Source organism: Tannerella forsythia 92A2 (assembly GCF_000238215.1).
GTDB lineage: Bacteria > Bacteroidota > Bacteroidia > Bacteroidales > Tannerellaceae > Tannerella > Tannerella forsythia.
On sequence record NC_016610.1, the window covers coordinates 2,666,468 to 2,679,390 of the forward strand.

At 45.8% G+C, this 12,923-nt stretch carries 8 protein-coding genes; all 8 read right to left on the reverse strand.

The window, feature by feature from the left end; translation table 11 throughout:
- Positions 1 to 9 precede the first annotated feature (9 nt).
- The 8 genes from BFO_RS10865 to BFO_RS10900 all read right to left on the reverse strand — a co-directional run bounded on the left by BFO_RS10865 (position 10) and on the right by BFO_RS10900 (position 12,804).
- Positions 10 to 2,964 carry a SusC/RagA family TonB-linked outer membrane protein gene (locus BFO_RS10865; protein WP_014225772.1) on the reverse strand — a complete coding sequence of 985 codons (2,955 nt, stop codon included), beginning with the start codon at positions 2,962 to 2,964 and terminating at the stop codon, positions 10 to 12.
- Between the two features lie 449 nt (positions 2,965 to 3,413).
- The gene (locus BFO_RS10870; protein ID WP_014225775.1) at positions 3,414 to 3,725 is read right to left on the reverse strand and encodes a DUF4491 family protein; all 312 of its coding nucleotides are present in this window, start codon (positions 3,723 to 3,725) and stop codon (positions 3,414 to 3,416) included.
- Between the two features lie 14 nt (positions 3,726 to 3,739).
- Positions 3,740 to 6,052: a TonB-dependent receptor gene (locus BFO_RS10875; RefSeq protein ID WP_014225776.1), complete on the reverse strand. Its 2,313-nt coding sequence runs from the start codon at positions 6,050 to 6,052 to the stop codon at positions 3,740 to 3,742.
- Between the two features lie 314 nt (positions 6,053 to 6,366).
- Positions 6,367 to 7,488 carry a TolB family protein gene (locus BFO_RS10880; protein ID WP_014225777.1) on the reverse strand — a complete coding sequence of 374 codons (1,122 nt, stop codon included), beginning with the start codon at positions 7,486 to 7,488 and terminating at the stop codon, positions 6,367 to 6,369.
- Positions 7,489 to 7,889: 401 nt separating this feature from the next.
- Positions 7,890 to 9,269 (reverse strand): dihydroorotase, encoded by a 1,380-nt coding sequence (locus tag BFO_RS10885; protein WP_014225779.1) that lies wholly within the window; start codon positions 9,267 to 9,269, stop codon positions 7,890 to 7,892.
- Positions 9,266 to 10,048 (reverse strand): polyprenol monophosphomannose synthase, encoded by a 783-nt coding sequence (locus BFO_RS10890; RefSeq protein WP_014225780.1) that lies wholly within the window; start codon positions 10,046 to 10,048, stop codon positions 9,266 to 9,268. The genes BFO_RS10885 and BFO_RS10890 overlap by 4 nt, the downstream gene beginning before the upstream one ends.
- Positions 10,049 to 10,172: 124 nt before the next feature.
- Positions 10,173 to 11,708 (reverse strand): glycoside hydrolase family 10 protein, encoded by a 1,536-nt coding sequence (locus tag BFO_RS10895; protein ID WP_456243249.1) that lies wholly within the window; start codon positions 11,706 to 11,708, stop codon positions 10,173 to 10,175.
- Between the two features lie 52 nt (positions 11,709 to 11,760).
- A complete protein-coding gene (locus BFO_RS10900; RefSeq protein ID WP_014225782.1) occupies positions 11,761 to 12,804 on the reverse strand; it encodes an NAD-dependent epimerase/dehydratase family protein in 1,044 nt (347 codons plus the stop codon).
- Between the last annotated feature and the right edge of the window lie 119 nt (positions 12,805 to 12,923).

The window sequence follows — 12,923 nt, forward strand, 5'->3', positions numbered from 1 at the left end:
TTTATAAGATTAGTATGAAATTTGAATACCGAACGAAAGATTCGTGGTAGAAGGATAAACATCCAAATTGCCGATCCCCGGCTCCAGCCCGACGATATTTACCCCTGCCGGGTCGATACCGGAATATTTCGTCAAGGTAAATACGTTCCGTGCCGTAGCATAGATACGCAGGTTTGAAATGTATTTGCAATTGACTTTCGGTGTATATCCCAGTGTAATGTTATCGAGTTTAAAGTAGTCGCCGTTTTCAAGGAAATAATCGACGATCTGCTTTTCTCCCTTAATCTCAGCGTTGCGTGTATAGGCATCGCGGATAAGATTCACTTTGGGCTGAGCTGTCAAACCGTAATACATCTGATACAGATTAAGAATCTTATAGTCAAATTTCCCGCGGAAGAAGAGTGACAAGTCGAAGTTCTTATACGTAACGGTATGTCCCCAAGACATTTCCCATCGAGGCATCCCATGTCCGAGCGGTACACGATCTTTATCGTTTTTCTGTGAAGCCAGTTTCTTTTCTCCGCCTACGATACCTTCTTTCCAAATCATAATCTCACCCTTTTCATTTACACCGGCATACCGGCCACCTCTGAACGTACCGATCTCCATTCCCTCACCGAGAATCTGTGCACGTCCGGGATTACCGGGCGAAGGTAGATCATACACGTCGCGGTCTTCCCCTTTAAATTCGTCGTTCGACCATGAGTCGATTTGCGTTTTAGCCCACGACACATTCAAGTTCGTCGTGTAATTGAATGTCTTCGTCTGAATAGCGTTGTAGTTAAGCATTAACTCTACTCCGCGTGTACTCGTAGAAATCACGTTGGTGTACATTTTATCATGCAGATAAGGCGGTACCGATACATCATATTCATAGATCAAGTCGTTGCCTTTGCGAAGGAAAAAATCGAGGCTACCCGACAAACGTTGTCCGAGCAGAGCATAGTCCACACCCAGGTTATACGAGATCTGTTTCTCCCAATGCAAGCTCGCGTTAGAGTTATTACCCGGTCCCCAAACCTGAATCCATTGTCCGTTCCGATCCAAATATTTTCCGAATCCGCTGTAAAGCGATAACGACCGATAGCGTGGGAAACTCGAGCGCCCCGTCTCACCGTATGACAGACGCAGTTTCAAATCATCCACGATCTCCGTTTGCTGAAAAATGGGTAGACTGCTTAAACGCCATGCCGCCGAAAGCGCCGGGAACAATCCCCACTTATGATCTTTTCCGAACTTGCTGCTTCCCTCGTAACGCAACGAAGCCATCAACAAAAGAACGTCTTTGTAATCGTAATTCAAACGTCCCAGAAAAGCTATGTTCTTTTCTTTCTCTTTTTCCGACCACATTCCCAGACGGCCTTCTTTCGTGTTCCACTGGCCGGTTCCGAGGTTGTTATACTTCAACGCATCCGATGGAAAATCCATATTCTCAGCACCGTATTTTTCCCAGTTAAATTCTTGATAAGAATAGCCCCCCATCAGTTTGATATTATGTACATCCTGAATCGTTGTGTAATAGTTGGTGATCCATTCGAGGGTGTAATCCTCCCATCTTTCGGACTCAAGGCGTGCGCGTCCTTTACGACTGTTGGATATCGATTCCTGATGTGTAGACGGATACCATTCGTAACGTTTTAAGAAGCGTCCCTGACGTGCCACCTTCAACTCCGTATTCAAGTTCGAAAGTATATTCAAACGGGCTGTAAAATCGATCGTACTGTAATCGTTTTTTCCGAAGTTGTCGCGGTTTTTGAGCCTGTCGACGGGGTTCCATGTGTCATATCCCTTCAGAAAAGTATATTTGCCCGGATCTTTCGGATCCATCACCGGTATTGTCGGGTTGAGTTTGACAGCTTGAGAAAAAGCATTATAATCCGTATAATCTTCCTTCGTCGTACGATACGACAAGTTACCGATAATATTCAATAATCCTTCCAGCGTAGTATGATTAAAATTCGCACGTACGCCGTATTCGCGTCTGGCAGAAGCAATGTCGATCGCATTCTTGTCTTTGTAATCGGCCGAGATGCGGTAGATTGCATTTTCGCCTCCTCCGCTCAATGAGATGTGATGCGTGTGTCCGAAATTATTTTTGCGGATCAGTTCGTCGTACCAATTGGTGCGAGCGCCACGGTCTTCGTCTCGCTTGTTTTGCAGAAACTCTTCGGCCGACAGGACATCGGGTTTTCGGTATACTCTATCATGTTCGATGTAAGTATCGTACGAAATAGAAGCTTTGCCCGCTTTCCCCTTTTTGGTCGTAATCAGCAAGACACCATTTGCTGCACGTGATCCGTAGATCGCTGCGGCCGAACCGTCTTTCAGCACGGTAATAGATTCGATATCTTGATTTGCGATCTGTCTCAGGTCTGCCCCGGGCATACCGTCTACCACCACCAGCGGAGCACTTCCCCCTTTAAACGACGTAGAGCCGCGCACCTGAAAGTTATCCATCGGATTACGGTTCGGGTCGGAAATAGCATAATTCGAGATTGTCACTCCCGGTATTTTCCCGTCTATCATCTGTAACGGGTTATTGGCTGCGCCTTGTAGGAAGTCTTTACTCGTCACGGTCGTTACGGCCGAAGTCAGGTTGCGGCGCTCCTGCGTACCGTAGCCTACGACGACGACCTCATGCAGCGCCGCAATATCTTCTTTCATAACAACCTCAATCACCGTACGGTTATTTACCGGTATCGTTTCGGATTGCATACCGACATACGAGACATGCAACTTTCCGTCCGATGCCACGTTGTTCAATGTAAAGTTTCCGTCCACATCCGTAATCGTACCCAGTGAGGTACCCGATATCAGAACCGAAACACCGATTAACGGCTCTCCTTTTACATCTTTCACATTACCGCGAACGGTAATCTGTTGTGCAAACACACTTACGGGAAATGTCCATAACCAAATAAACATCGCCCACTTCATCAGCTTTAATGATTCCCGCTTTCTCATTCTTTCATTTTTTAGACTTGTTAAACAACTTATTATTCTCAATATATGTGCTCTTTATTTTTTATTGTTGAATGCTCTTTACTTGCCGATTGTGGAAAATACGGTTCTTTTTTACAAGTGTTAAGATGATCCCCTCCGAATCGATATTTCTCAATATGATCAGAGATTTATGTATATATACTTTATCTTTGGGGTATGATTTAACCATTCGAACAACCATCTTTTTGTATTTATCATGGCCAATACAAGATGTGAGAAAAACTATTCCTGCATTATACCGATGCAAAAATAAAACAAAACAAGGATATTTTGAAGAATTTTCTCATATTATAGAACATAATTTTGACAACGAGCTGTTGGCAAAATTGTTTTGATGACAAGTCGTATAAAAAGCACGCATTATATCTCTTAGGCTTGGAAACTTGTGTTAATCTTTTGCAAATATGGGATTACTTCTTCTTTTTCCGTTTCGGATTGGCAGGGAACCAGCCTTTTTCCACACGTCGGGCTTGTTCGAAAATCTCGATAATAGACCAGAAGCACGAAAAAGCGACAACTCCCGCCAAGGTCGATAAGAAAAGATGGTCGAGCAGAACCGATGCTCCCGTCAGTGCGAGTCCGGCTACTAAAAACGCCCACCAGCACCCCGTACCGAAATAATATTCAGCTTTGATGACAATCGGATGAAAAAGTCCGATGATAAGAAACGTTGAAATACCCGTTGTTAACCCCCAAAGGTTGTATGTAGTAAGAAATTCCATGAAGATTTCCGATTTTAAAACGCGATGTTAAGTTTTATGCCGAACTGCAAAGGTCTGCCCTTTTGCATGAACGACTTGCCGAATGATTTGAAATAGAAAGCCGAATAGTCCGTATCCGTCAGGTTCTTTCCCCATACCTCGAACGAAACGATGCCTTTGCGTATGCCGGCTTGTGCGTGCACGGTAGCATAAAACTTCTGTGAGATATCATTCTGTTCCGTCCAGTAAATATCTCCCGCACCGTTACATTGTGCCGCTGCGAAGCATTGGTCTATCCGGCAATGCTTCAACGATTGAGCGTATTGCAGACCGATGCCGAACGTGTGACGTGGTGTATATGGGATACGACGGCCGGCGAAATCGGTACGTCCGTCGTGATAATCGCGAAACGTAGCATGCGTGTAGCCGTAGTTCAGGTCGGCAGTGAGCGTGTGTGTCAGAACGGCGCGTAATGATCCTTCTGCGCCGTAACTCCGGGCTTTTCCGGCATTCGTCAGGATACGTCCGTTTCCGCTGGCCACGAATTTCGTAACCTGCAGGTCTTCGATATCCATATAGAAAAAGGTGAGCTCGGCATGAAGATGATCGCGTATCAGCTCGCTTTTGACTCCCAGTTCGTAATTCCAGCTCGTCTCAGGACGGTATGTGATCACATCCTTAACGGGCATCAGTTCGGTTTTCGGAATCGACGGCACAAAATTCCGGAACACGTTCATCATATCATACTGCATCCGGGCTTGCATGATGTCGGCCGACATTTGTACATTGTATCCGCCCGTTTTATATCCTTTCGATGCCGAGAGATAGGTCATCGTGCGTGGAGAGCACTCGTATTTTATCGATACCTTCGGCAGTACCTGCCATAAGTCCGACGATATCGATTCGTCGACTACCGAAGCCGGATAAAGGCTGCTGATATCTTTCGGTTCGGGGATTCCGGGTGGCTTTTGCATCGTCAGGTGCATTTTGGATTTGGCGTTGTAATGCAGTTTTTGCTTTTCATAATCGATCCGGATTCCCGCTGTCAACGAAAGTCCTTCGACGAACAAGTTTTTATACGTCGATTGATGATACAATGCCGCGCCGTACGACGGCATGTCGAACGTGCTGGGCATATCGATGGATTTGTCCGTAATAACGAGCGAGGGCATCTCCGGGTTCATCGTTTTCAACCGGTCGAAAACAGATTGCAGATTTCTCTTGATGCCGTCTTCTTTAAATTCGACCGGTGCTTCCGTATGCAGGCCGGTATAAAATCCGTATACTCCGATCGACCACTGATAGTGCTTGCCGCTACGGTTCTTGAGAGAAAATTCCTGACTGACGGCATGCTGCTTCTGTAGCTGATTCAATACAAAAATCGAAGCCGGCGAAAAGTCCTGATCCATCTTCATATCGTCATCGAAGTACTGATAACCGGTCGTCGAAGCGAAGAGGATTTTTTCCGTTTCATGTGTTAGCGAAAGGCTTTGGTTGAGCATTGTCCGGCGATACGATGAAGGGTCATTGATATTTACCGATGCCACGTTTCCTGTCTTTTCGTCGTACAGTCCGTAAGGAAAAGCGCCTTGATCGGCATATTCACCCGAGAGCGAATAAAGGGCTTTCAAACGGGGATTGATCTGCCAGTGCAGTTTCAGATGTCCGCCGGCTGTTTTCTCGTCGTCGGCTTTTTTTCCTGTGTAAACATTTTCAAAAAAGCCATCCCTCCGACTGTAATATGCTCCTATCGATAATCCGAACGAATGTCCCGGCTTCATATAGTGCGATCCTTTAACACGAAACTCTCCGTAATTCCCATACGAAACCGAAAACTTCGTGCCCTGATAGTGGAGGGGCGAAAGCGTATGTATGTTGATAATCCCTCCCATGGCATTGCGGCCGTAGAGGGTGCCTTGCGGACCTCGCAATACCTCGATGCGCTGGATATCCGGCAACTCAAAATCGAATGTGCTCTTATCCGGATAAGGAGCATGATCGACATATAAACCAACTGTTTGCCCGCTACTTCGTGCACCAACCCCTCGAATATAAATGGCCGATGTCAGTTTAGCCCCATAGTCGGGAATATATAGATTCGGAACAAATGTGCGAATATCTTTCAACGATTGCATTTGACGACCTTTAATCTGTTGGGGGGTAAAGATAGAAACGGCACCCGGTAACGTACGCAGATCATTCGTTTCTTTCATCGATGAAGTGATGACTATTTCATCGATATTATACGTTTTCAGCGTATCGGGTTGAACATCCTCCTTCTCTGCCCATACCGACTCCACCGACATTCCCATGCATGCAAGCCATACCAGCCAATAAAATTTCTTCATCCTTAAACTTTTTTTGAGTTGCAAAGGAATATAAAAACGTCTGTTACGACAATCACTACATGTAGTGATTTTTTACTTTTTGTCCGGTCGTATTTTTTTTATACAGTTGTCTGTTTGCATGTTAAGGATTTGATGAGAGAACACGAAAAACCTCATGCTATCCTTACATGCTTCTCTTTATTTTTCAGTCGGGTAATTAATTTGGGTAAGTTGATTTTTTTCAGCCTCAAAAAAACAGTTCATATTTTGTCGCATTCCTCATCTCGATTCTTTCCGACATTCTTTGTCTTATCCTCGGCAACAAAGATGTTTTATCATTTACAGACAACTGGATAGTTTCCTGAACGAGAGAGGACTTTCTGATTGCTTCCGTCCAATGACATCATCACGATGCCGAAGTCCATCATATCAGTTCTTCTCGAAGAAAATAAAACAGACTGTCCGTCCGGTGTTATTTCAGGATTCTCATCTCGATATTCTGCCTTTGTCAACCGAGTTTGTTTGCTGCCATCCACATTCATAATAAATATTTCAGGTTTGGCATTTTCCCATGACACATAGACGATTTTACGCCCGTCCGGTGTCCATTGTGGATTCTGATTTCCATGGGGGGGCCAACCCGGCCACCTTCGTGGCGAGACCGTAAAAGTAAGTTGTTTCTGATTTCGTCCATCACTATCGGCTATAAACAGTTGCGCTTCTCCCTCGCTCCCTTGAGCAGAATATACGATTTTATCTCCTTGTGGAGACCATTTCGGAGAAGAACCATTATGAATAATCAATTGACTGTTGCCCCTGCTGATATCCATTTTATAAATAGAATGGCAGGCTTCCGTCGAAGCGCAATAGGCCATATATTTTCCATCCGGAGAAAAACTCATCGTGCATATATCGCCTTTTGTCTTCAATGATTGTCGCGTATTTTCCGTCATATTGTACAAGATTAAATCGTGCTTTCTAAAGCCTTCACCCGAATACTTTATATACGCGATCTGCCTGTCATCGGGCGACCATGCAAGATGGCCGAATTGTGCCGCTTCGGTTGGTCCGACATGATCGATTAAGGTAAGACCTGTACCGTCCGTATTGACGATATACAATCCGTATTCACTACTCATTCCAACGGAATTGTCCGGATTAGTCCACGTTTTGAAATTGACGGAAGTAAATAGTAACTTTGTCCTGCCGTGAGAACATACGGGCTTTTGACATGCCACTGTTTTATCAACTATTTTTCGCAATCCTCCTCCTGATTTATCCATAGTACAGAGACTCCATACCGAACTACCGTCAGTGATTCGGGCAAGGAATGCTATTTTTGCATAATCCGAGGAGGGAACGATAGGAGTTTCGTCGTTCGGATTTTCAACCATGTCGCATTGGGAAAAGGTAAAAAGGCATCCCATGCTGATTAAAAAAGATGTAATTTTATTCATAACCTTTTGTTGTTTAAGTCTGTATTAATGTTTAATTTGTTTTTACGGATTTCAGTTATCCCTCAAATATACGCGTTTGGTCTGTTTTATACAAATATTTTTTTTGCTTGATATTGTTAAAGTGTTGTATGATTAAGTTTTATATGCGTAAAAACAGAGAGAGAGAAAATGTTGGAACTATTGGAGGAAACGGTCATTATTTTGCAGGTTTTTGGAAAACTTGGTCGAAGGGGGGAAAAAAGTAAAAGCAACTTTTGTAAAAAAGTTGCTTTTACTAAGATTTTAATAGGTATTAGTTTCTAAGGCAAAAAGATTGTTTAGGTTATCACACGCAAAATAACGGCGAATCACACTAATTCACAAATAAATTATTATATTATAAAACATGTTTTGGAACTTGTTTATTTCCCAAACCCTTTTTCACTACTCGTATTTCGGTGGAATCTGACAGCCATTCCCCGTGCTGAATCAATGATTTGTCCGTTGCAGTAAGCCAAAACCCCGTTGACAAAAGTCTTTTGAACGGCATGATGAAATATTTGCCCTTCCATGGGCGACCACCCGCAATGATACAGGCTGTTTTCGGGTAAAACAGTCCACGCCGTGTGCGGATCGACTAATACAAGGTCGGCATAGTATCCGGGACGAATGTATCCGCGGCGGTCGATGCCGAAGAGGCTCGCCGGATGATGGGACATCTTTTCCACTATTTTTTCGGGTGTGAAGACACCTTGATAGGCCAATTCGAGCATGGCTGTCAGTGAGTGTTGTACCATCGGTCCTCCCGATGCCGCCACAAGGCACGAACCCGCTTTTTCAGATAACAGATGTGGAGCGTGATCGGTTGCTACAATATCAATCGTGTCGTCCGCTACAGCCGCACGTAAGGCCGTGCGATCGGCCATGGTTTTGACGGATGGATTCCACTTGATACGGTTACCGTAGGCCGCATAATCTTCGTCGGAGAACCATAAATGATGGATGCAGGCTTCGGCCGTGATCTTTTTTTCTTCCAGTGTTTTGCTGTTATCGAACAGCTTAAGTTCTTTCGCTGTCGACAGATGCAATACATGCAGACGTGTCCCCAATTTATCGGCTAACTCTACAGCCTCTGACGACGAAGCATAGCATGATTCTTCGTCACGTATTTTGGAGTGAAAAGAGGCTTCTAATTCCTCTCCCAATCGGTTGATGTAAAACGATTTGTTGCGCCGGATAATTTCTTCTTTTTCTGCATGGACGGCGATCAGCAGGTCTGTTTCTCCGAAAAAACGTCGTAGCGTCTCCGGATGATCTACTAACATATTACCGGTCGAGGAGCCTAAGAATAACTTCAACCCGGGGAGCCGTGTTTGATCAAGCTTGTGAATTTCTGTAAAATTATCGTTTGTGCCTCCGAAGAAAAACGCATAATTAGCTACTGAAGTCTCAGCCGCACGTTGCATCTTCCATTCCCATTCGGACAAGGTGACTGTCTGAGGCTGCGTATTGGGCATGTCCATGTAGGTCGTTACTCCTCCGGCTACGGCCGCACGGCTTTCGCTGGCAATGCAGCCTTTGTGTGTCAGTCCCGGTTCGCGAAAATGTACCTGATCGTCAATCACGCCGGGCAACAACCATTGCCCCGAAGCATCAATGATCACCGCTCCTTTCATGTCTGCCTCCGAGGGGAGGCTCTCTCCTTTGTAAATTGCTGAAATAAAATTTCCTTCAATCAGCACCGAACCGATGTATGAGCGCCCCTCGTTGATGATCGTGGCATTCCGGATCAAGGTTTTCATGATGCTTCTGTCTTTTTTCCGTGACCGATAGCTGCATGATTCTTCTTCTGCGGATATTTGCGAAAGAAACCTCGCCACTTCAGTTTCAATACTCCGAATAAGGCTTCTCCGAAGATGGATGTGTTCATTTTCGAGGTGCCTAACACGCGATTTACAAAGATAATCGGCACTTCTATAATTTTGAAGCCGCACCGGTAGGCCGTATACTTCATTTCGATCTGGAAAGCATAGCCTTTAAAACGTATCTTGTCCAATTCGATGGTTTCGAGCACTTCCCGACGATAGCATTTAAAGCCGGCTGTTGTGTCACGCACTTTCATACCGGTCACGATACGCACATAAGTAGAAGCATAATATGACATGAGCACCCGTCCGAGCGGCCAGTTCACGACATTGACCCCGTTGCAATAGCGCGAACCGACTGCTACATCGGCTCCCTGTTCCGTACAAGCTGCATACAACCTCGGCAGATCATTCGGATTGTGGCTGAAATCGGCATCCATCTCGAAAATGAAATCGTAACGATGTTCTATCGACCATTTGAAGCCGCATATATATGCTGTTCCCAAACCTTGTTTGCCGGGTCGCTCAACGAGATGCAATTGCTCCGGAAACTCGTTCTGAAGTCGTTTAATAATCGCGGCCGTGCCATCCGGCGAGCCGTCGTCGATAATCAGGATATGAAATGCTTTCTCGAGGCCGAAAACGGCCCGGATGATGTTCTCGATATTTTCTTTCTCGTTGTACGTCGGAATAATGACAATGCTATCCGTTTTCATACATTATATTTATATATGCTGCGAAATCTGATGCCTGAACTTTTTCAGAGGAGGCGTGTTGTTTTTATTTGCTTCACAAAGGTAGAAAATAATTTTTGAAGGCCTACGGATTGGAAGATATTTGTTAAAATTTTATTTTCTTACTCGGCTTACTTTCGTTATGAAACCGGTCGAGGGCTGTCACAACGTACGTATACCTGCCCGTAGGGTCTGATATGATGCGGTAGGATGGCTCGCTCGTCACGGCAAGAATGGCAGAGGCTCGCCCGGTGTCGCACTTTTCATTTTGAGCAAAACGGTAAACGACGTAACGGAAGACTTGTTCCGGATGACCGGAATGTTGGGGAGCATCCCATCGCAGTATGATCCCGTCGGTAGCACGTTCGATCCGTACATTACGCACGGCATTGGGGGCTTGGGCGTGCATGTGTGTATAAGGAGGGATCAACGCCGGATAGCGGTGCCAGATACGTTTCAGGCTGTCTACCACTCCACCGTTGTTCCACAGCAGTTCATTGGCAGGCCAGAGCACATGCCCCTGTACGTGTTTCGACTCGCGTTCTTCGAGCATTTTGGGGGTAAGCTGTCGGGCTTCCATTGTGCGCTTCACGCTTTGTCCGATATAAAGCGGGACATGGGTTTTCCGATTATCCCACCAGCGAATCAAGGTTGTATAATCGGCCGATTTATGTCCGATCTCCCAATAGAGTTGCGGTGCACAATAATCGACCCAGCCTTTTTTCATCCAGAGCAGGACATCGGCATACAGATCGTCATAATTTTGCAGTCCGCGCGTGTTGCTTCCGTGTTTGTCGGAGCTTTTGTTGCGATAAATTCCGAAAGGACTGACTCCGAACCGTACCCATGGTTTTGTTGCAGTGATGGTCTGCTTCAGCTCTTGAATGAGACGGTTCACATTGTCGCGCCGCCAGTCGTTCCGGTTACTGAGGGTATAACCTGCCGGTTTGCCGTAGCGTTCGAAGCTCTCGGCATCGGGAAATTCTTCGCCTGCCACCGGATACGGATAGAAATAATCGTCGATATGAATTGCGTCTACGTCATAGCGATATACGATATCTCTTACCACTTGTCGGATAAATCTTCGGCAATCTGGAATTCCGGGATCGAAGAGTGTCAATCGGTTGTATTTTACAAACCACTCAGGGTAGGTGTTGCAGATGTGCGTATCGGCAAAATCCGTAAAGTCGGTGGTTCCGGCACGATACGGGTTCAGCCACGCGTGAAACTCCATTCCACGGCGATGACAGGCGTCAATGAGGAACGCCATCGGGTCAAAATCCGGCTCGTCCGGGGCAACCCCTTGCGTACCGGTCAGAAAACGGCTCCATGGTTCGTATTCGGAAATATAAAACGCATCGGCTTCAGGACGTACTTGAAAAAGGATCGCATTGATGCCGTAATCTTTCAATCGGTCAAGCCGTTCATTCATCAGTTCGCGGAAGGCTTGGGCCGAGAGGGTGCGGTAGTCGTTCTGATGGACTGTTTGAATCCACGCTCCGCGAAATTCCCGTTTGGGATACAGCAGCTTCTCCTGCTTTATCATCCGTGAAGTACCGCATGATGAACAGAGGACAAGCAAGCCGAACAGAAGAGGGGAGAGAGAAAGTTTGATATTCGATAGACGACAGTTATTTTTCATTGTTTGCATGTTTTTGTATTCGATGATCCGAGGGTGATTTTTTAACGATAAATCATGTTTTTTGTTTTGTTTCCGATGGATTCCGATTCGATCGTTTCGATGGGGTGAAATCCGCTTGAATCACTTCTTCCAGTCCCTTACGCAAGTCGTATGACGGTTCAAAACCGAGCGCTTCGTGTAACGGTTGCACGTCACAAATCCAATTACGCTGTTTTAGAATATTATACTTGTCGGTATTGAGGGTCGACGGACGGTTTCGCAAACGGCTGATTCTTTCGGAGCAGAAACATACGAGATACGCGAGTCTTAATGGAATACGCGCATGAAAGACATGTTTCTTCCGAAGCAGTTCCTGTATCAATCCGGCAAATTGCGTATCGGTATGGACATCGCCGTCGGCAACAAAGAAGTGCCGGTCTACGATCTCTTTATTTTCCAATGCGAGGAAAACGGCTTTGGCCAAGTCTTTCACATAAATAAATGTGAGCCGCTGAGGGATTTTTCCGACTTTAAAGTCGAATCCCGAGCGGATACTTGCGATGGCCATTCCGTAATCTTTGTCGCCCGGCCCATAGACGCCGGTAGGTCGGAGAATGATATAGGGGAATGCTTTCTGTTTTCTCACATAGCTTTCGGCCAGCAGTTTACTTTTTCCGTAAATGGTATCCGGTCTCTGCGGGTCATCCAGCGAGATGGGGCGGAATGTTTGCTCATCACCTTTGCCATAGACACTGAGACTACTCATCAGCAGGAATTTTTTCGGATGTTCGCTGGTTGCAGCCAAGGCTTCGAGCAGGCGGCGTGTGTTTTCGGCGTTGACCTCGAAAAAATCGGCCGGATGCACGGCTTTGGTCAGCCCCGCGTTATGCACGACAAAATCCCATGCTCCGTACACCGAGATATGCTCCTGCAGTTGTTTGGTCAGCATGTCGACATCGTTGTAGCGGAGATCAATACAATGTATTTGGTTTTTCGGCAAACGGTTCAGCGAGCTGCTTTTACGCACACCGGCCCACACTTCGTAACCTCGTGCAAGGGCTTCCCGAACAAGGAAGCTTCCGATGAATCCGCTTGCTCCTGTAATCAATATTTTCATCGGTACAAAGATAAGCACTTTTAGCCTACGGAAACAAGATAGGGGCTATGAATATTTTGCGGTGGTCTGCCGCTCCGGTACGGGCTGTTGCTTACAAGCACCTCTCTTTCCGTGCAGAA

Coding starts and splice junctions, on each gene's coding strand:
- BFO_RS10885 (WP_014225779.1), bottom strand. CDS start 9,269: ATGAAAACCTTGATCCGGAATGCCACGATCATCAACGAGGGGCGCTCA.
- BFO_RS10880 (WP_014225777.1), bottom strand. CDS start 7,488: ATGAATAAAATTACATCTTTTTTAATCAGCATGGGATGCCTTTTTACC.
- BFO_RS10895 (WP_456243249.1), bottom strand. CDS start 11,708: ATGAAAAATAACTGTCGTCTATCGAATATCAAACTTTCTCTCTCCCCT.
- BFO_RS10900 (WP_014225782.1), bottom strand. CDS start 12,804: ATGAAAATATTGATTACAGGAGCAAGCGGATTCATCGGAAGCTTCCTT.
- BFO_RS10870 (WP_014225775.1), bottom strand. CDS start 3,725: ATGGAATTTCTTACTACATACAACCTTTGGGGGTTAACAACGGGTATT.
- BFO_RS10875 (WP_014225776.1), bottom strand. CDS start 6,052: ATGAAGAAATTTTATTGGCTGGTATGGCTTGCATGCATGGGAATGTCG.
- BFO_RS10865 (WP_014225772.1), bottom strand. CDS start 2,964: ATGAGAAAGCGGGAATCATTAAAGCTGATGAAGTGGGCGATGTTTATT.
- BFO_RS10890 (WP_014225780.1), bottom strand. CDS start 10,048: ATGAAAACGGATAGCATTGTCATTATTCCGACGTACAACGAGAAAGAA.